General features: G+C 54.6%; 24 protein-coding genes and 1 tRNA gene. 5 read left to right on the forward strand and 20 right to left on the reverse strand.

Features of this window, described 5'->3' with window-relative positions:
* Positions 1-11 precede the first annotated feature (11 nt).
* Entirely contained in the window at positions 12-935 is a 924-nt protein-coding gene (locus tag HQL65_02520; GenBank protein ID MBF0135087.1) for a branched-chain amino acid transaminase, read from the reverse strand.
* Between the two features lie 114 nt (positions 936-1,049).
* On the opposite strand from HQL65_02520, the gene HQL65_02525 reads away from it, so the two are divergent.
* Positions 1,050-1,388, forward strand: coding sequence for a UPF0175 family protein (locus HQL65_02525; GenBank protein MBF0135088.1), 339 nt, complete (start codon positions 1,050-1,052; stop codon positions 1,386-1,388).
* Here the strand turns inward: HQL65_02525 and HQL65_02530 are convergent.
* The 7 genes from HQL65_02530 to HQL65_02560 form a co-directional block, all read right to left on the reverse strand.
* A complete protein-coding gene (locus HQL65_02530; protein ID MBF0135089.1) occupies positions 1,345-1,722 on the reverse strand; it encodes a hypothetical protein in 378 nt (125 codons plus the stop codon). The genes HQL65_02525 and HQL65_02530 overlap by 44 nt on opposite strands.
* The gene (locus HQL65_02535; GenBank protein MBF0135090.1) at positions 1,722-2,015 is read right to left on the reverse strand and encodes a hypothetical protein; all 294 of its coding nucleotides are present in this window, start codon (positions 2,013-2,015) and stop codon (positions 1,722-1,724) included. Before HQL65_02535 ends, HQL65_02530 begins: the two co-directional genes overlap by 1 nt.
* Positions 2,016-2,140: 125 nt before the next feature.
* Positions 2,141-2,575: a DUF86 domain-containing protein gene (locus HQL65_02540; GenBank protein ID MBF0135091.1), complete on the reverse strand. Its 435-nt coding sequence runs from the start codon at positions 2,573-2,575 to the stop codon at positions 2,141-2,143.
* A complete protein-coding gene (locus HQL65_02545; GenBank protein ID MBF0135092.1) occupies positions 2,565-2,960 on the reverse strand; it encodes a nucleotidyltransferase domain-containing protein in 396 nt (131 codons plus the stop codon). The genes HQL65_02540 and HQL65_02545 overlap by 11 nt, the downstream gene beginning before the upstream one ends.
* Positions 2,961-3,027: 67 nt before the next feature.
* On the reverse strand, positions 3,028-3,333 hold the full coding sequence (locus HQL65_02550; protein MBF0135093.1) for a CDGSH iron-sulfur domain-containing protein: 306 nt from the start codon (positions 3,331-3,333) through the stop codon (positions 3,028-3,030).
* 40 nt (positions 3,334-3,373) lie between these two features.
* A complete protein-coding gene (gene pgi / locus HQL65_02555; protein MBF0135094.1) occupies positions 3,374-5,011 on the reverse strand; it encodes a glucose-6-phosphate isomerase in 1,638 nt (545 codons plus the stop codon).
* Positions 5,012-5,125: 114 nt separating this feature from the next.
* A complete protein-coding gene (locus tag HQL65_02560) occupies positions 5,126-5,437 on the reverse strand; it encodes an MTH1187 family thiamine-binding protein (GenBank protein MBF0135095.1) in 312 nt (103 codons plus the stop codon).
* Positions 5,438-5,643: 206 nt separating this feature from the next.
* On the opposite strand from HQL65_02560, the gene HQL65_02565 reads away from it, so the two are divergent.
* Positions 5,644-5,719: transfer RNA gene (locus HQL65_02565), tRNA-Glu, on the forward strand.
* A 497-nt stretch (positions 5,720-6,216) separates the two neighbouring features.
* On the opposite strand, the gene HQL65_02570 is transcribed toward HQL65_02565, so the two are convergent.
* From HQL65_02570 to HQL65_02610, 9 genes are all read right to left on the reverse strand, one after another.
* Entirely contained in the window at positions 6,217-7,098 is an 882-nt protein-coding gene (locus tag HQL65_02570) for a complex I NDUFA9 subunit family protein (protein MBF0135096.1), read from the reverse strand.
* 117 nt (positions 7,099-7,215) lie between these two features.
* Positions 7,216-7,773, reverse strand: a complete 558-nt coding sequence (locus HQL65_02575; GenBank protein ID MBF0135097.1) for a hypothetical protein — start codon at positions 7,771-7,773, stop codon at positions 7,216-7,218.
* Positions 7,774-8,114: 341 nt separating this feature from the next.
* The gene (locus HQL65_02580; GenBank protein ID MBF0135098.1) at positions 8,115-8,633 is read right to left on the reverse strand and encodes a hypothetical protein; all 519 of its coding nucleotides are present in this window, start codon (positions 8,631-8,633) and stop codon (positions 8,115-8,117) included.
* Between the two features lie 42 nt (positions 8,634-8,675).
* Complete coding sequence (locus HQL65_02585; GenBank protein MBF0135099.1) at positions 8,676-10,514, reverse strand: glycosyltransferase family 39 protein; 1,839 nt, start codon at positions 10,512-10,514, stop codon at positions 8,676-8,678.
* Positions 10,515-10,633: 119 nt separating this feature from the next.
* Entirely contained in the window at positions 10,634-12,058 is a 1,425-nt protein-coding gene (locus tag HQL65_02590) for a DUF4340 domain-containing protein (protein MBF0135100.1), read from the reverse strand.
* Between the two features lie 39 nt (positions 12,059-12,097).
* Positions 12,098-13,444 carry a GldG family protein gene (locus HQL65_02595; protein MBF0135101.1) on the reverse strand — a complete coding sequence of 449 codons (1,347 nt, stop codon included), beginning with the start codon at positions 13,442-13,444 and terminating at the stop codon, positions 12,098-12,100.
* A gap of 22 nt (positions 13,445-13,466) precedes the next feature.
* A complete protein-coding gene (locus HQL65_02600) occupies positions 13,467-14,246 on the reverse strand; it encodes an ABC transporter permease subunit (protein ID MBF0135102.1) in 780 nt (259 codons plus the stop codon).
* Positions 14,243-15,199, reverse strand: coding sequence for an ABC transporter ATP-binding protein (locus tag HQL65_02605; GenBank protein MBF0135103.1), 957 nt, complete (start codon positions 15,197-15,199; stop codon positions 14,243-14,245). The genes HQL65_02600 and HQL65_02605 overlap by 4 nt, the downstream gene beginning before the upstream one ends.
* 218 nt (positions 15,200-15,417) lie before the next feature.
* On the reverse strand, positions 15,418-15,726 hold the full coding sequence (locus tag HQL65_02610; protein MBF0135104.1) for a hypothetical protein: 309 nt from the start codon (positions 15,724-15,726) through the stop codon (positions 15,418-15,420).
* A gap of 67 nt (positions 15,727-15,793) precedes the next feature.
* On the opposite strand from HQL65_02610, the gene glnA reads away from it, so the two are divergent.
* From glnA to HQL65_02625, 3 genes are all read left to right on the forward strand, one after another.
* Positions 15,794-17,215, forward strand: coding sequence for a type I glutamate--ammonia ligase (gene glnA / locus HQL65_02615; GenBank protein ID MBF0135105.1), 1,422 nt, complete (start codon positions 15,794-15,796; stop codon positions 17,213-17,215).
* 226 nt (positions 17,216-17,441) lie between these two features.
* A complete protein-coding gene (locus HQL65_02620; GenBank protein ID MBF0135106.1) occupies positions 17,442-17,666 on the forward strand; it encodes an AbrB/MazE/SpoVT family DNA-binding domain-containing protein in 225 nt (74 codons plus the stop codon).
* Positions 17,667-17,669: 3 nt separating this feature from the next.
* Positions 17,670-18,062, forward strand: a complete 393-nt coding sequence (locus HQL65_02625) for a type II toxin-antitoxin system death-on-curing family toxin (protein ID MBF0135107.1) — start codon at positions 17,670-17,672, stop codon at positions 18,060-18,062.
* Positions 18,063-18,247: 185 nt separating this feature from the next.
* Here HQL65_02625 and HQL65_02630 read toward each other — a convergent pair whose 3' ends face one another.
* The 3 genes from HQL65_02630 to HQL65_02640 form a co-directional block, all read right to left on the reverse strand.
* Positions 18,248-20,074 (reverse strand): tetratricopeptide repeat protein, encoded by a 1,827-nt coding sequence (locus HQL65_02630; GenBank protein MBF0135108.1) that lies wholly within the window; start codon positions 20,072-20,074, stop codon positions 18,248-18,250.
* A 406-nt stretch (positions 20,075-20,480) separates the two neighbouring features.
* Entirely contained in the window at positions 20,481-20,759 is a 279-nt protein-coding gene (locus tag HQL65_02635) for a hypothetical protein (GenBank protein ID MBF0135109.1), read from the reverse strand.
* A 74-nt stretch (positions 20,760-20,833) separates the two neighbouring features.
* Entirely contained in the window at positions 20,834-21,253 is a 420-nt protein-coding gene (locus HQL65_02640) for a PilZ domain-containing protein (protein ID MBF0135110.1), read from the reverse strand.
* Between the last annotated feature and the right edge of the window lie 81 nt (positions 21,254-21,334).

Below are 21,334 nucleotides of genomic sequence, written 5' to 3' on the forward strand. Positions count from 1 at the left end.
GCTTGCCGACCTCAATAGACCTGGGTCAACCAGTCCAGATGGGACGGGTCACGGCCATGCACCACATCGAAGAAGCGTTTTTGGATCGCCTTGGTCACGGGTCCGGCCTTGCCGATGCCGATTTGTCGATTGTCGAGTTCCCGGATCGGGGTGACTTCGGCGGCGGTGCCCGTGAAAAACGCCTCGTCGGCGAGCAGGAGTTCATCGCGGGGAAAGCGTTGTTCCTGGACGACATAGCCCATTTCCCGGGCCAGGGTCATGACGGCGTCGCGGGTGATCCCTTCCAGGGCCGAGTCGAGGGGGGGGGTTTTCAGGATGCCTTTGCGCAACATGAAGACATTTTCCCCGGAGCCTTCGGCCACATATCCTTCGGTATCGAGCAGCAGGGCTTCGTCGAAGCCGGCGGTCAGGGCTTCGGTTTTGGCCAGGATGGAGTTCGAGTAGTTGCCAACGGCCTTGGCGCGGGTCATGGTGACATTGGGATGGTGGCGCGTATAGGAGGATGTTTTGATACGGATGCCATTTTCCATACCTTCTTCACCGAGGTAGGCACCCCATTCCCAGCAGGCCACGGCCACCCGGACCTTGCAGGGTTTGGGATTGATCCCCAGGCTGTCGGCACCCAGATAGACCAGGGGGCGCAGATACCCGGCTTTCATGCCATTCTGACGCAACACTTCCAGGCAGGCGTGGATGATCTCTCCCTTGGAGAAGGGAATTTTTATGTTGAGAATGTGGGCCGATCCGAACAATCGGTCGATATGTTCGGTCAGGCGAAAGACGGCGGATCCCGAGCCGGTATCTGTCTGGTAGCAGCGAATTCCTTCGAAGACGCCAAAGCCGTAATGAAGGGTATGGGTTAAAATATGGACCTTGGCCTCCCGCCATTCAACCAGGGTGCCGTCCATCCAGATTTTACCGTCACGATCCTGCATGGATTGGCTCATGTTGCATACCCTCCTTTGATTTGGTGCCGGGATTGGAACGGTTCCCCGGCATGACCGAAAATAAACCGTCATTCTCCCGCCTTGTTTCCCGAAAGTAAAGGCATGAAAACACTTTCAAAAGCGCTTTACTGTCAAGGCCGGTGCGGCAGGTTTGTTTCTGTTCCCGAATTCTCGTTTTCAGTTCTGCGACGATCACCTGACGAGTTTGTGCGTGAAATGAAACTGGCGGCGGCAATACACTGGTATCAGAAGGGTACCGTTTCCCAGGAGCGGGCTGCCGAACTGGCAGGGATGAATCGGCGGGATTTTATTCGAGCATTGGCGCAGGAAAAAGTGGAAGTATTCACCCTGACGGAAGAAAGTCTTACCAGAGAGCTGGAGTCAGGGAATCTTCATCCTACGCAGACAAACCAGGCGAATCCAGAGTCAATTCCGATATGATTGAAGTCCATGGCGATGTCAAGCGGTCCTGCCTGTCCTTGATGATCAATCCGGCCTGACTCAGGATTCCGACATCGGTATGAACATTTTTGTAATCCCGATGAAGTTTTTGGGAGAGGCTTCTGATGCTGGACGGGCCTTCCCTGTGCAACATGACCAGAAGACGCAATCGAACCGGAGTCAATGTTTCAAAAAGGGTTATCATGTCAGCAAAATAGAGCCGTTCGACCGGTTCTTCCGGTGCATCTCCCCGTTCAGCCCGTTTCCAGGCTGTGACAAATTCCTGGGCGATTTGCCGATGATCAGCAACACCGATCTTGACCTGTCTTTTCATCAGCCATCTCCTCTTGCCACATCCACATCCGTCAAAAAATCTGCCACAAGATTTTCAACTGTCGAGAATCGATAAGGCTCTTCCCTGGATCCGATGTGTCGATGGTCGCCCTTGCCGGTTTCATTGTCATATCGTACAAGGCCGGTTCCATCCGCCAACCCATAATGGAGGCTGTATTTCAATCCATGCGGACGGTCAACCGTTTTCACGGGTAACTGCCAAAGCTTCATTTCCTGGATCGCACCATCCGGAAATACAAATTTTTGATGATGCAGAAGTCTGGCCTTTGACATATGGTCAATATACCATAGGGTTGCTCTCTCAAGTCCAGAAATTTTTTTTCTGTCACCTTTTCCCAAAGACCGGAAAGGCCTTGTCATCCATATTGAAATCTATCAAAGGAATCGGCTTGATGGTTCTAAAATTGCTTCCATCGGTTTTGGCCATCCCGTTGCAAAAGATGTTGGGCATAGTCCAGTAATTCATCCAAATGTCGGGTGATGATGGTCACGATGATGGGCAGATGCAGGGTTTGATAATCGTGGACAGCAATGTTGCGAAATCCCACCATGAGTTTCAGTTGCTTGGCCAGATTCACATCGATCCAACCGCCCCCGGCCAGCAGATCGAAAACATGGCGTGCCCCTTGGGGAACACCCAACCGTTCCCGGAGAATGAGGTGCTGGCCCATATCCAGAGCCGCTTCACAAGCACGTTGAATATTGAGAATGGCGGCATCCTGGCGGGTATGGTCAGAGGCAAAGGTGTCCGGTTCCTTGTGGTACTCCTCCCGGGCACGGGCCACACACCGTTCAATGGTGGCCGCCTTGTTGATCAAAACGTCATCGACCATGAATGGAACCTTCCTGCCGGATGATTTCCAGAAGCGGGGCACGGGCTTCGTCCAAGGCGGTTTTTTCGCTGAGGATAAAACTTTCGTACAGGGGTGCCCGATGATCCCTGGTCCAAAGCCGCCTGCCAGTCATCATGATCTGATATTGCAAGACAGTGGTGGCGGTGCGCAAATCCACCAGATCGACGGGACAACCAGCCATGTCAACCAGTTCGTCCGCAAGGGTCCAGAGGCCAACAGGGTCGATCTTGTCCGCCAGCAAAATCGCCAGGTCCAGATCGCTTTCCGGCCCTGCCTTGTCCGCAGCATGGCTGCCAAACAGATAGATTGCCAACAGACCGGGCAGGCGGTCACGCAGGCAGGTGGCCAGCAAATCCAGATTCATCCCACACGCTCCCGAACGGTTAACCTGCCGGATCAGGCAGACAGAGAGAGCAGGCAACTTCGTTCGATCAGGTTTCACCGTCGATGCAGGACCCGTGACCATGACTCGCATCACACCAGGGCAGATTGCGGCTTTTGCCGCATCCGCAGACGGCAATCTGGCCGGTGGTTTTGGCGGTAAATTTCAGGGGAAGCGAGGCATCTTGTTCCAGCTTGTGGCGGCCCGAACAAAAGGGGGGGGTGTTCGAGCGGCCACACTGGCAGATGGTCAAATTCTGCCCCTCATCGACCGGGACCCTGTAGGGTCCTCCCTTGTGATACATGGTCTGGTCCGGACCGGCAGGCGTGGTCGCAGTCGAATCTTCCCGGGGCATGACGATTTTCCTTCGCAGAGAGTGCCTGACAAATTCAGGATTATTTCAACTCCTTGTAATAGTTGATCAGACCATTGGTCGAGGCATCATGGCTGGTCACCTTGCCGGCGGCGGTCAATTCCGGAAGAATTTGTTTGGCGAGTTGTTTGCCCAGCTCGACGCCCCATTGATCGTAGGAGTTGATGTTCCAGATGATGCCCTGGACATGGATGGTGTGTTCATAGAGGGCGATCAGCATGCCCAACGTTCTGGGCGTGATGCGACGCACCAGAATGGAGTTGGTGGGCCGGTTGCCATCGAACACCTTGTGGGCGGTCAGGAATTCCAACTCGGCACCGGAGAGCTTTTGGGCCTGCAATTCGGCTCGGGCCTCGGCAGCGGTTTTGCCCTTCATCAAGGCTTCGGTCTGGGCAAAAAAGTTGGAAAGCAGCAATTGATGGTGATCGCCGATGGGATTGTGACTCTGGGCCGCAGCAATGAAATCCGCCGGGATCAGACGGGTACTCTGATGAACCAGTTGATAGAAGGAGTGCTGGCCATTGGTTCCCGGTTCTCCGAAGAGAATCGGCCCGGTCTTCCAGGAGACCCTGGCCCCGTCCCGGGTGACATATTTGCCGTTCGACTCCATGTCCGACTGTTGGAGGAAGGCGGGCAGGCGGTGCAGATACTGGTCATAGGGAAGGACCGCAAAGCTTTCGGCACCCAAAAAATTATGATTCCAGATGCCGATCAGGGCTTTGATGACGGGCATGTTCTGCCCGAGGGGGGCAGTCCGGAAATGTTCATCCATGGCATGTCCGCCGGCCAGAAGCTCGTAAAATCCATCAAAACCAATGGCAATGGCAATGGGCAGACCGATGGCGGACCAGAGGCTGTAACGACCGCCGACCCAGTCCCAGAATTCAAACATGTTTTTGACATCGATGCCGAATTTGGCCACTTCCTTGCCGTTGGTGGAGAGCGCCACAAAATGTTTGCTCACGGCTTTTTCACCCAGCCGTTCCACAAGCCAGGCCCGGGCCGAAAGAGCATTGGCGATGGTTTCCTGGGTGGTGAAGGTCTTGGATGCGACGATGAAGAGCGTGGTTTCCGGGTCGAGTTTCTTGACTGTTTCGGCAATGTGGGTGCCATCCACATTGGAGACAAAGTGGAGATTCAACCCTTTCTGGATATAGGGTTTCAGGGCCTCGCACACCATGACCGGTCCGAGATCCGAACCACCGATACCAATATTGACCACATCGCGGATGGACTTGCCGGTATCCCCTTTCCAGGCACCACTGCGCACGGCTTGGGCAAAGTCGCGCATATGATCGAGGACCCGCCGGACCCCGGGCATCACATCTTCGCCATCCACGCGAATGGGGCGGTCGGAGAGGTTGCGCAGTGCCACATGCAACACGGCGCGTTTTTCCGTATTGTTGATTTTCTCCCCGGCAAACATGCGATCCCGCCATGATTCCACATCGCACTCCCGCGCCAGTTGCAGGAGCAGGTTCATGCTGTCCTGGGTGACCCGGTTTTTGGAGTAGTCAAACAGCATATCTTCGAGCCTGAGGGAAAATTTGCCAAAACGGTCCAGATCCCTGGCAAAGAGGTCGCGCAGGTGTTGATCGGCAATTTGATCCCGATGGGTCGTCAGGGCTTTCCAGGCAGCAAGATCGGTGAGCGCGGGCATGTTTCAATCCATGGTTCGAGTGTGCGGGAATGACATCATCAATGCCAACATGTACATCACAACAGGGTAGCACACATCCGCAAGGGTTCCAAGATGGTGCAAGATCCGATTCCGTCAACTCTTGATTTTGCGACCCAGATGCGTTTCGACACTCTGGATTTTGCTGGTGAGGCGACCCTCCCTGCCGGCCCGGTGATCGGCCCGCATGGATATGGCGATGCGCTGACAATCCTGCCGCATGCGTTCGTAGCACTCCCTGGCAACAGCCATGACCTGATCCCACTCCCCTTCAACACAGGTTCCCATGGGTCCCATCTTGTAGGGCAGACCACTGCGATCAATGATTTCCAGAGAACGGGCAACATAGGCGCTGACACTCTCGCCCTTGTCTAATGGGGTCATGGAAAATTCCAGCAATACGCTCATGGGGTCTCTCCTGGGTTGGGGCATCCTGATCCGCCGATCATATCCAAAAAAAATGGATCTCTCCATCTTTATCCATTGCCAAGGTCTCTCCGGCACACTATTGTGTGCGCCAGTTGGGGCTTGGAGCGGCGAGAAAGTGATGTTCGTGGCCGGTTGCCAAGCCGAAACTGTGTCCTGCTTCGTCATTTCATGGCAACGCAGGGTGTGTCCCGTTCGTCTAGTGGCCTAGGACATCGGCCTTTCACGCCGGCAACACGGGTTCGATTCCCGTACGGGACGCCAAACACCAGTCCAACACAATCCAGGTAAATCCAAAACCCCATGAATTTTCACACTTCATGGGGTTTTTTGCGTCAGCTTTATTGTCCTGGTCACTCTGCAAGATGGTCTGTATGCGGATTTTGGGCTTGCCAGACAAAGACTCATCCACAGGCAAAATCAGGGCCACACGAGGGAAGGAAGAAACCTGCATGGGCCGATTCATGATTTCTTCTGACATATCATATTGAAAATATTGACGATAATAATCAATCACCCACGCCCGGCCTGTTGTGACGCCTGCCGTTGACGCTTTGTTCCCAGACCATTCACAAGATATCCACAGAGTTATCCACAGACGGTTGGGGACAATCCAAACCCTGCCTAAAATTTAATCAATTCATGAAAAGTATATTGTTTTACAATATTTTGTGATAGTTCTTCATAAGTTGTCCACAGCCTGTTCCACAGAAACTGGGGAAAAGATGCGCTGTCGGGCTGCGGATTCACTGGTTCCAGTGTCAAAGGTAGGTGCGGATTCCCTCGCGAAAATTGCGCGGTTCGATCTTGAAAGTTTTGACCATGGTGTCAATGTCACAGATATTGTCTTCGCGGAGCATGAGCAACTGGTCGGAGGTCAGGGGCGGGCGGGGCAGGAGCCGTTCCATGACGGCGGCTTCCAGACGCAACAGCGGCATGGGCAGATAAAATTTCAGGCGATTTTTTCCCATGGTCGCGGCGATGGCTTCCATGATCTCGATGAAGGTGAGGCGTTCAGGTCCACCCAATTCAAAGGTTTGTCCAATGGTTTCCGGATCGTTCATGGCTGTCACCACGCAGTGGACAACGTCTTCGACCCAGATGGGTTGCATACGGGAACGACCATCGCCCAGGATTGGCATGAAGGGTGTGTAGCGCATGATGCGGGCAAATTGATTGACGAAATTGTCGCGTGCGCCAAAAATGACCGAGGGGCGGAATATGGTATGGGGCAGGTTGCTGCGGCGCAGATACTCTTCAGCTTCCCATTTGGTGCGATGGTAGAGGCTGGCGGCCTGGGGTCGTGTGCCCAGGGAACTCATGTGGATGATTCTTTGCACCCCGCGTCGTTTGGCCACATCAACGACATTTTGGGTTCCCACCTGGTGAATATTGGCAAAGGTCTGGGTGCCTGTTTCCACCAGGATGCCTACCAGATGGATCACGGTATCCACACCTTCCATGGCTCCATCCAGGGTGGCGACATCCGCGACGGATCCCCGGAAAAATTGCAGGGATTTTGTGGTGGGATCCTGTCGGGCGGGTGGCTTGCGGGACAATCCCCGCACCGGGTGTCCTTCATCCAGCAAGCGCCGCACCAGGGAATTTCCCACCAGACCCGTACAACCGGTAACCAGTATCATGACCACCCTCCACCTCAAACGGTTGCAGTTTCCCGGTCAGATTAACCGATTTTGGTGGCAACGTGTACCTTGTTTTGTCCTGATTGTGGATTGTGACCTGTACGAGGCATTTATTTGTTATGAGGTACCCTGGGAGCTGGACGCAACAGCACGTTCATGCAGAAGATGTTCGCGCCAATCCATGAATTGGGCGACCTGTCTTTGGAACCAGCCAATCTTGACAAACCTCCACTCTTCATAACCCATGGCCCGCAACATTTCGTTGTGGCAGAGGGTATCCAGAATTCTCAGAATGGGCGGCTCATCGGCCTCGATATCCAGGCGGACAGCCGTCAGGGCAATGACAGCGTCATCGGTCGGGGTTGCTGCAATGATGCGTTTTTCCAGGTCAATGAACCGCCGGGCCAGGTCGAAATGGAGACGGGCCATTTTTGCGGTTTCTCCCACACGATCCGCAACGGTCACAATGGTCACCAGGGCCGATGTCCACAACGCAATCCGGTTTCCCCCTGCTCCCTGGAGAACTGCCAGGAAAGTTGCCGACCCAAAAATGACAGAAATGGCATTGGTGAGACTGTTCCACCGGTCGAAAAACATTCTGCGCCGATTGTGGTACCGAATGGAGCGCCGTACCCCGAAAAGCAGGTTGTGAATCTTGGTCTCTGGAGATTCCATTGCGTGTCTCCTTATTTTTTCTCGCCCTTGTCCTTGTCTTTTGGAGGCGGCGGCGGAAAAGTGTCCGATCCAGAATCTTTTATGGTCCCAAAAATGCCGATTATAGCCTCAGGATTGCTGACAGCGGATGTCCAATCCAGAATACCAATGGAACCCCGAGTCTTTTCGGGTGTGTGTTTCCCCTTCTTATCGTCCGACACGACAAACTTTCCTATAGTTCATTATGGCGAAAGAAAGGCAACGTTCATTGCATGGACCAACCACTAACGGACAAACCACATGATCGATTCTAGGCACTTATTGAAAAAATGTCAAGACATTTCATGGTGGATCATGGCGGGTTACGGCGGATCATGCGGCGCGGTATGAAACATTCTGAAATAATTATCCAGATACCAGTCAACAATTTGTTCTGAACCGCGTGCATAGTCTTCACGAATTTGGGCCAGTGCCCGGGAAAAACGTTCGACCTCGGCCTCTGGCAGGATGCCATCCTGATGTTTTTGCCGGGCGGTAGCGAGCATCTGGTCCAACTCCTGGTAGAGGGGACCACGCGGATCCAAAACGGTGTAGAGTTCTTCAACAGCCTGAAAAACTGTCTGAAAATGTTCCGGGGGAGGAGGCTCCCGGACCGGGGCGGGGGTCGGGGCAGGGGTTGCCTGGGGCGGTGGGGCGATGACCTTCTTTTTCTTGACCGGGCGGACACCATTGACGACAAAATCGCGAATATCAACCCAGGTTTCCGGGGCGGTCGGCAGACCGAAGTCGATGGGGGTTGCGCGATGCTTTTCCTTGCGCACGCCCTTGAGGGCATAGTCCTGAAAATCGATCCACAGTCCACCAGCCGTGACGCCGTCCATGTTTGCCTCCCGCAACAAAGATTGGCCGCTTGCTCATGAACCTTATCGAACTCCTGAAGAAAATCCTTGATGGATATTTTTTGGACCAGACACGGTTTTTTGGCAGATTCCCTGGTTTTCGGCATTGATCCGCCATATTTTTTCATGAATGCTTTCCTGCTGGGATGCAACGCACACTTCGTCATTGTTTTTTGGTTCCACGGACAGAATCAGGCTTGTGGATATACCCATGGTCCGGACCGATCCAAACTGTTGCACCTTCACCCGATGCAGGTTTTTCTTGACTGGCGCGATGCCGCTGTATTGAGCGTAATCCACCCAAAGCTGTATCACGCAGTGATACGGGGATTGGAGTATCATGAAATCCGCTTCCAGGGCGTTGCGGGTTGCCTCGATCTTTGGATTCAGGAATGGGAGGATCAATTCGGGAAATGGACAGACAAAAACCTTGAAAGGTTTTCCGACACCGGCCCTGGGAACCTGTTTTGGATCGTTGTCGATGGCGGAGATCAAATAATCGACAGCCGGTTTATGGCTTAACAGCCAGTGGTCCAGGGTAAACTTGTTGTAGGCTCCCCGAAAACCACCGATCAGGGTATTGTAGAATGAGTATTCCAGGGGATGCACAACCCACATTCTGGCAACCTGCGTGAAAAGTGCCAATACAACAACCGATACGCTGAGCATGGCCAGTTTACGCTTGCCGCGTTGCCGCAACCAGCGCATGGCAGATACAAAAAGCAGGGACTGAAGGGCCGCCATGGGTGGCAGCAGAAAGAGAAAATGACGGATACCATTGTAAATATTTGGTTTCATGATGACGACGAACAACAGCGGAACCAGCAATCCGGCCAGCATGGCTGCCTGACCCGTCATTTCCCTGACCGACCGGTCTTGTCGAACAGGGAACAATCGGTACAACCCGACGGGAACTGCCGCCAGCAACAGGATCAGGGAGACTTCCGGCAATACAATCCCGAAATTGATGGGCAGATAACTGAGCGGCAAGTCGGAGGATACGTGTTTTTCCCCGAATATGAATACGGTAAAAGAAATTGGAAAATGGGTTGCATTGGTGATTGAACGAAAGATGGTCTGAAAAGGGTTCAACAAGGCAGCCGGCCAGATCAGAATGCAGGAAAGAAAGGAAGACAGAACCAGAAGAAAGAGAGCAAACATGTTCCCGAACAGGTGATTAAACAGGTTATTGAACATGTCCTTGAACAGGAGGGTGCCTGATCCTGTTTTGATGGAATCTTTGGAGAGGAGCCACTGTTTGTAAATCAGCAGGAGCGGCAGGTAAATAAATAACATGCCACCCATGACCCGCAATCCGATGGTTGTGCCGACGACCATGCCGGCCTGGATGGCGAGTGGACGCGGGATGGAGGGGTAGGCATCCGTCATGCGGACCAGGAAATAGAGAGACCAGATATACCCCACTGCAAAAGGCATATCTTTTGGATTCATGAACGCATGCCCAAAATAGGATGGTGTCAGGAGCAACAAGACCGCCGCCCAGAATCCTGCCGGTGCCCCGCCGATGAAACGGGTCAGACGCCAGCAGCCCACCACACCCAGCAACCCCAGGAAAGGCAGCACCAGACGCGCCGTCCGGTATGAATCCAGACCCAGCAGACGTTCCGTGATGGCAGACAGAAAATAGGCATGTCCACCGTAAAAATTTGTTAAAAAATCAGGGTTTGTGGCATGGCGGTCCCGGAAAAACGAGGTAAAGAAAGCCAGAATATGATGACCCTGCTGCCAATGTTCAGGCTCATCCCAACTGATACCGAAATCCGTGGCAATCGTGAACATCAAAACCGAAGAACATACAAAAAATATTCCTGCAAGCCAATCATGGCGTCGGTCCATTTGCATGTTGATTCAGCCTCGAAATATGACGTTTGCAAGATATGAGTACAGAATGAAATGCCCACATTGACTTCCACAACCGGAAGTCAATGTGGGCAGGAGCAGTCCCGAAGGAGGAGAGGCGATCACTGTTTGGGCAGCGAGTCCACCTTGGCTGGCGAGTCCACCTTGGCCGGCGATTCAGCCTTTTTCTCCGGGAACAATACTTTCAGGGCATCATCCAGGGCAGTGGTCTGCAAAGGGGTCAGACGCAAAAGAACAGGACGATTCGGAGAGGCCACCAGATAACTGTCATTTGATTTTTTGAAGGCGTAGGGCAGCGATGCGCCCTTGTTGACCACGGTGATGGTCAAATCGGCTGGATCAAGAGGGGCAAGAGGAACAGCCTCCAGGGCTTCCCGAAGCAAAACCTCTTCGACCGACAACCAAGCCGGGGATGGCCACTCGCCGGCCATTTCCGGATTTTTTTGGTGCGGGGACTTTTTGTCCGTTTCCGTGGCTTTTTTGTCCGTGATCCCCTTTTTGTCTGCTTCAGAGATTTTATTGTCTGAGGCGACTTTTTTCTCGGCTTCCAGGCGTTGACCGTTGCGGTCCAGAATCAGGTGCTGCAACTCGCCACCGGGCGGCAAGGGCCGGAGATCCACGAGCGCCAGGAGTGACTTGTCCAGATGGGTTGCCGTGGTGGCATCCAAAACCATGATGTCGGGATCACCCGGACGTTTGGCTTGCAGAGACCCTTCCGCACGCCAGATGACCAGGGTGAGCGGCTCCCCCTTGGCTGGTTGCAAGGTCAATTGCCAATCCGGCTTTTCCGGAGGTGACCCGGCAACAAAATTGACCGCCCGGGCATGGCGCAAATCATCCAGCCAGGTGCGCACCAAGGCACCCGAAGCCCGATCCACAAACGGTTTTTCACTCTGCCATTGACCGGTATCATCCTGTTTCAAAATGATCTGGTTGCCATCCTTGCCGGCCAGGGTGACCCCCTTGATGGGGTTCTGGTCCAGGGCAACCCCCAACCCCTTGGGGCGCAAGTCCGACAGCTTCTGGGTCAGACCGGAAATCTCGTGGTTGGGAATCATCACCACCGGTCCCGAAGTACCCAAACGCAGATAACGATTGCCGCTGGTGGGAGATTCATTGCCCAGTTGCAGAATGGTCGGGTCGCCCTGGGCCGGATGGAGCGTCAGGGTTGCATCCGGTTCCGCCAGACCGAAATCGGCCATTTGTTCAGGTTTGACTGCGATTTGTTGCTTGAAATGGCGTCCCAGGATGGCCAGCAAGCGGGTGACGGCCTCCTGATCGGTCAGCATGGGACCGGGTGTCGTGATCTCCCATTTGTCGGTCTTTTTTTCCAGGGTGATGGCCGCTTCCCCCTTTGCGTGCAGAGTGGCTTTGGTCACCTTGTCCGGGGTCAGGGTGGAAATGGCGCGTGACCGTTCCTCAATGGCCTTGTTCTCCGCCTCCTTGCGATCCGCCAGCCACAGCCCGAGACCACCAGCCGACAGGATGGCCAACAGGAGCAGATTGATCATCCAACCTCTGAACATGATGCCTCCTCATGTATGGCTTGCCATATCTTCATTTTTTCATCTCTTTTTGCGTCTGGTCCAGATTGTGATGCCGGTCCCGGCCAGAAGCAGGGGAATGCCAAACACGATACCCAGAAACAGGTATTGGGTCGCATGTCCGGGGATGGCCAATCCGGAGTCGGTGTTCTTTTTGGGCTTGATGGCAATGAAGCTCTCGTCTTCGGCCAACCAGCGCACAATGTTCAGGAACAGGGTGTCGTTGCCGGAATACTGGATGTAGGCATTGCTGGCAAAATCGGAATCGCCGATGGCCACCAGACGGAAATCCTTCTCCTGGACGGCCACCCCCATCCAGATGGGACCTTTCAAATCCTTGTCCGGTTCAAACTCCACCTTTTCGGAGGTGATGTCGCCGGTTTTCAGCCAGCCGCGATCCGCTCCGGCCAGCAGTCGGGTCCGGACCGGTCCATTGGGGGTGTTGGCCGGATCCATGCTGATGCCACAGGCTTCGGCCAGAAGCGCGGGCATGGTCATCCCCTTGGTGATGCTGTGGCTGGGGTCGTATTGGGTGATGACGGGCGTGGTCGGACCACCCCCCAACAGGCGGGAAATGGGGTCCAGAACAATGCCATCCTGGAAAAGAATGTTCTGTTTCATGAGATAATTTTCCAGGCCGGTCTGGGTGCGCGGATCGCGCATGACCAGAATTCTGCCCTTGCCGGCGGTCAGCCATTTTTCCAGGCGTTCCACCTCCATGGGGAGCAGGGGTTTGCGGGGACCGGCCATCACGACGACCGTGGTGTCCGCCGGCACGGCCTCCACATTGACCAGGTTCAGCTCCTCGATCTGATACCCTTCGCCACGCAGGATTTGCTCGATGCCCAGATAGGAGGCCCGATCCTCTCCCTTGAGGGCATGTTCCCCGTGCCCGGTCAGGAAACGCACGGTTTTGACCGTGCCTTTCTGGAGACGGATCAGGGCATTGGTGACGGCTTCCTCGGTGATTTCGGTGATTTTTTCGGTCTTGTTGTTCGACCGCAGCAGAATGGTGCCGTTGGTGGCGATCCCTTCCTTGCGGGTCAGGGCCGGATTGCTGTTCGGATCGATGTACTCGATGGTCAATTTGGCGTTGATCGTCCGGTATTTTTCCAACAGCTCGGCAATGTCGTGCCGGCGCTCCTTCTCTTCCTGGATGAACACCAGGGCTGCCAGACCCTTGTCGAAGGTCTGGATTGCCTTGACCGATTGTTCGGCGAGGGTATGGCGTTGATTTTTAGTCAAATCCCACTGTTTTGGATAGCGGTTGGTGGCGTAGGCGGCCATGACGAACAGAACGGTCAGCAACAGGCCGGTGATCAGGTTCTGGGTGCGCAGGTTCAAACGGGTTGAACGATTCATTTTCATGGTTGGTTCCCTCCTCGTCAGATCAGAATCCTTCGACCCGTTGTGCCATCAGGCGTTGCCGGGCAAACGTCAAACCGGCAATCGAGACGATGACAAAATAGGCCAGATCGGCGGTACTGACGATGCCCTGGAGAAATTTTTCATAGTGATCGATCAGGGAAGCGTAGCCCAGGATGGAGATGGTGCCTCCGGCACCGGGATCCGAAAGCCAGCCGACGATCCACAGAAACAGCAGGGCACCAAAGGTCAGCACGGCAGCCACGACGGGATTGTCCGTGGCACTGGATGCCCCCACGCCGATGGCCCCGAAGGTGGCTGTCACCATGAACAGGCCGAGCATGGCCGCAAAAAACTGTCCCGGATCGGGATGGCCATAGATGAAGAGCGTGGCCGGCAGCAGACCGATCAGCAGGACCGTCACGCCCAGGAAGAGGAGCAGACCCAGATATTTGCCCAGCACGATCTGCATGGGCGACAGGGGCGAGGTGGCCAGGGCGGGCCAGGTTCCCCGGCGTTTTTCATCGGCGATCAGGCGCATGCTGATCAGGGGAATGATGAGCAGCAGCAGGACGCTGGCATTGCCGAGCAGGGGCGTCACGGTAAACTCGGCCAGGGGCAGGCCTCCCCCCCCCATACCCTGCCCGTAGGCCTGAAATTGCAGTTGCCTGAGCAGGTATTGCTGCACCAGGGTGCCAAACATGTAGGCACATATGGCAAACAGGACCGCCAGAAGGGTCCAGGCCAGAGGCGAAAGAAACATGGCGCGCCATTCGCGCACGGCAATGGTCCAGATCGCTTTCATGGGCTTACCTCTGCTGCTGTGTTGGGACTCGAATCGGCCTGGGTCAGTTGGATGAAAATATCTTCCAGGGAGTGGGAATCAGGGGTCAGTTCACGCAAATCCCAGTTGTTGGCCACGGAGCGTTTGACCAGTTCGGGTATGGGATCGGCCTGTTCGGCAGGAGAGAGGTGCCAGAGTCCATCCGCAAAAGTGGCCGTGGCGATGCCCGGAATGGCCAGAATATTTTTTTCATCCGGGGGATTGCCCCAGCGCACGGCCAATCGGGATTTGTTTTGACTGCGTTGTTCCAGTCCGGCCAGGGTATCTTCGACGACAATCCTGCCCCGATGGATCAGGGCCACCCGGTCGCAGGTCATCTGAACTTCCGGCAGGATGTGGGTGGAGAGCAGCACCGAGTGTTCCCCGCCCAGGGTGCGGATCAGATGGCGGATTTCCCGGATCTGGAGCGGATCCAGGCCGGCGGTGGGTTCATCGAGAATCACGACATCCGGGGAGTGGACAATCGCCTGGGCGATGCCGGCCCGCTGGCGATAGCCCTTGGAGAGGTGGGCCAGCAGACGGTCGGCCATGTCGGTCAGGCCGCAGTGGGTCATGGCCCGTTCCACGGCGCTCTTGCGCTGACTGGTGGCGACCCCGCGCAGGGTTGCCAGATATCCCAGGTATTCCCGCACCGTCATGTCATCATAAATGGGGGGGCTTTCCGGCAAAAACCCGATTCTGGCACGGGCGGCTTCGGGTTTTTCCAGGGCATCCAGGCCGGCGATGCGAATGCTCCCTTCGGTGGGGGCCAACAGGCCCACCAGGATGCGCATGGTGGTCGTCTTGCCGGCACCATTGGGACCCAGAAATCCCATCACTTCGCCACGTTTGACGTTCAGGCTGATCTGGTCCAGGACCCGATTCAGGCCGTAGTAACGGGTCAGTTCTAATATTTCAATCATGTTTTCCGACATTTGCGGCTCCTTCCGTCGCCATCCGTTTCTTCCGTGTTCCCGCTCGCTGGTTCATTTACAATTGCGTCCACGGAATTCAAGAGGAGAGGGGATCAGCGTACTGGTTGCAACATTGGATTGATGGCAAGTGAATAAAAAAGAGTCATGCGTGTGGTGAATTTTTCATCATTCAGCCTGGGAACTGATTAAAAAATATGCAAACCCTCCTCAACCCCTGGTCACTCTCCGGGCATTGTCCTGTTGGAAATTCCGGAAAATCCTGCCTTGACGGTTCGTTGGCTCTGGTTGGCATGCACGTTGCGATTTGGCAGGCGACCGGATTTAACCTGTTCCAGGTTTTTTTGTCCAGGTTCCTTTCTGCGGAGAAGAGCCGCATGATATGAAAAGAGGCCGGTCGTATTCAAGTCACTTTGCAGACAAGCGCTGCATCTTTTATCCAGGCCGGGATTGTCAGCCTGAATGTCCTGAATGTCCAGGGGTAAAGCCAAAGGCGGTGTGGCCTTGCCATGGGCAATTCCCGACTGCAACTGTTGTTACCGGGAGTGGCCGGTGATTATTGCATAACCCCAAGCGTGTGGAAGGAGTGATTGATCGATGGCTGATCAGGAGCAGGTTCGCAAGGTCCTTGAGATGATGAAGGGCAACGAGGTGGAGTTCGTGGATTTCCGGTTCACGGATTTCAAGGGAAAATGGCAGCACATCACGGCCCCGGCGGGTCGGGTCGGGGAAGAGGTGTTCGAGTCTGGTTTTGGTTTTGACGGGTCGTCCATTGCCGGCTGGTGTGCCATTCACCAATCCGACATGGTGTTTTTGCCGGATGCCGCCACGGCCCAGTTGGATCCTTTTACCGAGGCTCCCACCCTGATATTGATTTGCGACGTTGTTGATCCCTTCACGGGTGAAGGGTATACCCGCGATCCACGGGCGGTGGTCAAGCGGGCGCAATCCTACCTCCAGTATACCGGCATTGGGGATACCATCTACTGCGGGCCGGAAGTCGAATTTTTCATGTTCGATTCGGTGCGGTTTGGTTCCGGCATCAACCATTGTTCGCACTTTATCGACTCCATCGAGGGGGCCTGGAATACGAATACGGACTATGAAGAGGGCAACCGGGGTCACCGGCCTTTGGTCAAGGGGGGCTATTTCCCGGTTGCGCCCGTGGACTCCATGCAGGACATTCGTTCCGAAATGTCCACGGTCATGGAAGAGATGGGTCTGACCATCGAATTCCATCATCATGAAGTGGCAACGGCGGGTCAGTGTGAAATCGACATGCGATTTGGACCCATGTTGCAGATGGCCGACAGCGTGCAGATTTACAAATATGTCGTCCACAACGTGGCGCATCAGCATGGGCGGACGGTCACTTTCATGCCCAAGCCTTTGTCGGGCGACAATGGTTCCGGCATGCACACCCACATGTCCATCTGGAAGGATGGCAAGCCGCTGTTTTTTGGCAACCAGTATGCAGATTTGTCGGAGATGGCCCTGCATTTCATCGGCGGCATCAAAAAGCACGCCAAATCCCTGAATGCCTTCACCAATCCTTCGACGAACTCCTACAAGCGGTTGATTCCGGGTTTTGAGGCCCCGGTTTTGTTGGCCCATTCGGCCCGCAACCGTTCGGCGAGCATTCGGATTCCCGCCACCAACAGCCCCAAGGGCAAGCGTTGCGAAATTCGTTTTCCGGATCCCTGTGCCAATCCCTACCTGGCCTTTTCCGCCCTGTTGATGGCCGGCCTGGATGGCATTGAAAACCGGCTTGATCCCGGCAGCCCCATTGACAAGAATCTCTATGACTTGCCCCCCGAGGAGTTGAAAAACATTCCCACGGTGTGTGGATCCTTGCGTGAGGCCCTGGCGGAACTGAGTGCCAACCGGGAGTTTCTCAAAAAAGGGGATGTGTTCAGCGACGATTTGATCGATGCCTGGATCGATCTGAAGATGGAAGAGGTCTACAGAATCGAACACACGCCGCATCCGTTGGAGTTCGAGATGTACTACTCCGTCTGATCCCAGTCGGTTTGGGTTTTTTGGTCGTGCCGAGACAACCGCCCGGAATTTCCGGGCGGTTTTGTTTTGTTACGGATACTCTTGTTTCTATTGTCTCTTCTAACCGCTTTGTGACGTTTTTTTGGAATCACAGTCTCAATTGAGATCCATGCGCATTGAGAATTGCTGGAAAAGAGTGGAGATGCGTTCTTACGTTCGTTATAATCAGGCCAGAGGAGGGCTTTGAATGACGATGTTGCGTTTGACATCCATCGGCAATTCCACCGGTGTCGTGCTTCCCAAGGAGATTCTTGCCAGACTCCGGGTCGAGAAGGGCGATGCCCTGTACGTGCTGGAAACCAGGGGAGGTATCGAACTGACTCCCTATGATCCGGAATTTGCCTGGCAGATGGACCTGGCCGAGGAGATCATGCGCGAGGAACGTGACGTTCTGCGCAAGCTGGCCGAATGACCGATGGATGCGCCCGTCTGGATCGGCAAAGATGTGGTACTCGCCATCCACAAGCGCCAGTTGGTGGAACATGGTGGCAGCGGGGGACTGCGTGACGAAGGCCTGCTGGAATCCGCCCTGGCCCGCCCGGTCAACCGGCAGGCCTACGGCGATCCACCCCCGACGCTGGCGGAACTGGCCGCAAGCTATGCTTTCGGCATGGCCCGCAACCATCCGTTCGTGGATGGCAACAAGCGCGTCGCTTATGTGGTTTGTCTGCTGTTTCTGCGCATGAATGGCAAGCAGTTGGTTGCGCCGGGCGCGGAGAAATACCGTGCTTTCCTCTCCCTGGCTCAGGGTACCATGGGAGAGGAGGAGTTGGCATCATGGTTTCAGGAGCATCTCGCAGATTGCTGACCTGGATCAGGCCCCGATCAACGGGTCACTATGGTGTTGCACGTGAAACAGGTCTGGAATGGATATTCTACCGGGGCAGGAGTTTTTTGATTTCTTCTAATATTGGCACAATATTAGTTTTTGGCTCACATCCACACTCCTGTAACCTCTTATTGTAATTATTCACATTCTTCCTCATCACCGACTCATAAGCCTTCGGTAATTTCAAAAAAAAACGGTGCCAGCGTCGTCACCGCTTCCTCAGCAGCTTCCAGTGCCGCATCACGCCGGCCAAGGGCACTCAATCTGTTGGACAGGTTGTTGAGCGACATGGCCAAATCCGGCAAAAAGGCGTCAGGACGACGCGCAGACAATTCACGCCGTATCTGGACCGCTTCCTCAATCGCTGCAAACGACGCCTCGCGCTCGCCAAGGTTGGCCAGGGAAACCGACAGGTTATTGGCCGCCAGTGCTTGCCTGGACAGGAAATTTTCGTTGGTTTTGTCTTTCGAAACCAACGCTCTGCAACGATCCAATAAATTCTGCCGCAACTTGGCCGCAAAGGCATCCAGGCCAAGGCTGTTGAGGGGCAACTCTTCGTCAATACTCCACAGCATATCCAGGGAAATGTTCGGATTTTCAATCAAGATGCCGAGCCAGGCGAGGGGTTCCTGATGCCCGACATAGATGAAGTCCTGGCCACAGCGAACCAGGGAGGAGATACATTTATTGGCAGCCACGGAAAAGGCACGTTGCACGGCTGCCAGACTATCCGCATGGTCACCACCACCCAGGGCCAGCAGGATCAACGCTTCGCCGATGATGTCCGGGCGCAAGCCATCCACGCTATTTTGTGGTCCCGGCAAGGCCTGGTGCAACAGGTCGGCCAGGGTTCTGGGATTCCCCACCGAGGGCAGACCCAAGGCCTCACTTTCCGTTTGCGCTAACTTGCGAACCGTAACGATGTCCAAACCACCACACAAGGTCACAAATGCCGCCAAATGGTTGAGAAGGATTCCCTGCTCCTGATCATGCGCAAAACCGGCAATGCGGTTCGTCTCCCGCTTGGCCAGACGCAGCGCTAACGCATCCCGGGTGGCAGGCAGGTCTTCATGTTCCGCCAACAACTGCCCGGCCATCATGGCAAAGAGCGGCTCCCCCCGCCATTCCGGTGCCTCGGGAGGCAGCTGCAATGGCATAGGCTCCGACACACCAGATTGATGCAGCATCAAAGACAATATTTCTTCCCCCTTGGCAGGGGAAAGCATTTCCAAACGTACCGGTTCTGGCGGATCCAACAAGCCCTGCACATCCGTATCCTTCCAACTGCCAGAACCCAGCAAGGTTTGCCACCAGCCGGATCCCTCTTCGACCACCCGCTCCAACAACAAGATCCGCAACGGAATTTGTTTCCCAGTCACCGGACGTTGCTTCTGGTGCGACACCAACTGTTTCAACCATCGATGAATGGTTGCCGCCTGGGGTGCGGCATAATCAATCACGGCCAGCGTCGGACAGGACCACCCGCTCTCTGCCTGCTGGACCACCAACGTCTCCAAAGACTCACTCGGCAAAAACCCGGCATGCCATCCCCACTGTTCCACCAACTGGCCCAACTCCATGGCCAGCCGGGTCTTGCCGCGCCCGGCACCACCAATCAAGGCACGTACCGAAACCGGTTTTTCCCCATCCAGCCAGCCATATAAATCCCTCAACTCCCCCTCTCGCCCGATCAGAGGCAAAAATCGCGCCCGGGGATCCAAACGTTGCACGCCCTGGGTATTTTCCAGGGTGGCAAAGGGGGAGAGGGGGAGTTTATTTCCAAAAAAATCCCACTTTTTTTTGAGTGGTTTGAATAATTCAATAATCTTGTCAACAGATTCAATTACTTCTCCGGGATCAACAACAACTCCCTGAAATTTGGAAATATCCCACAGTTCGCTTCGCCCAGCAAAAAAATCCTCAACAGATTGGATCGGCGGCATCACCACCGGTACAATCATGAGATTTTTCAACTGTTGCTGCCTGGTCATCAGGATGGACGCTTCATCGGCAACCCAGACAGATCCTTTTGTCTCGACAGATCCTTTTGCCTCCCCGGAAAGAAGCAAAACGGCCCCGTGGCAGTCATGGAGAGAGGCTTTGATCTGATCGACAAAATTCTCCCCAATCCGAAGGTCATCCCGGTCCAGGAATGCGACAAACCCGTTTTCTGCCAGGCGTTTTTTCAACTCATCGCCGAGTTGCCCAGAGAGTGTGGAACGGGTGCAATAGCTGATGAAAATTTTGGGTATGAATGAATATTTAAGCATTTTATGCATTGCCTGCCGGGTTTTTGCCGGAAAAACATGTCAAGTTTATTCTTACAAAACCCCGACCATCGCCGAACCAAGTGCCTGACAAGTGAAAAAAGCCCGTCAAGGCTGGAAAATTGAAAAATCAGTGCGTGAAAAGCTCTTCCGGTGATTGGGCATCCCAGGTGCGTAAGGTCCAACCCTCCAATTCCTCCAGGGTGGCATGGACCAGTTTTTCCTCAATCCAACCTGGGACTCCAGAACTGAATTTTTTTTCAAAAAGGTACCGAAGAATTATGATTGCCTGCTCTTTTTTTCCTTCTTTTTTACCTTCTTCTATACCTTTCTTTCTACCATCATCTATCCCTTTTTGCCAGGAATCCTGGATCAGTTTTTGTTTGTACTCATCCAAACCGTGGAACATGGTTTTGACCTCCAATAAATCTTCCGGCACGGGGGCCAGGTTTGTTTTGTTTTGAAGCCGGAGAGAACTACCGGTCATGATGTGGGAGGAAGCAAGAATTCATCCTGGCCTTCGTCATGGAGTTCACTGGCACTCTCTTCGATGACGATGGGAGGTTTGGTTTCCTCTTCGGCATCGGGTTCGTCGAAGTGCAGACCCAGGCCCTGGGGAGTCACCCGGGCCACAATGCACGGAAAAACCATGTTATACTGGTGTTCCCCCTCCTGGACGGTCACGGCGGCGACCCCGCTTTCGCCCTGCGTGATTCCCTCCAGGGAAGCCTCTGTGTATAAAAAAGCCCCGCTCAGACTGACATCCTTGGTATAACCGATGATGGTCACGCCCCCATCCGTGCGCAAGGTCAGATCCGTGATGAAACGAATCCGCTCGTTGAGACGGGATGGCTCACTCTCGGCAGAAGGTGAACCTGGTTGGGTGTGAACGGATGTGCCCATGTTGGATCCAAAAATTCCTTATCGATGTTGAAACGAACCCTGACAGACAGCCCCGCGACGATTTTCCCACGACTCACCCCG

This window comes from Magnetococcales bacterium (assembly GCA_015228935.1).
Taxonomy (GTDB): Bacteria; Pseudomonadota; Magnetococcia; order Magnetococcales; family DC0425bin3; genus HA3dbin3.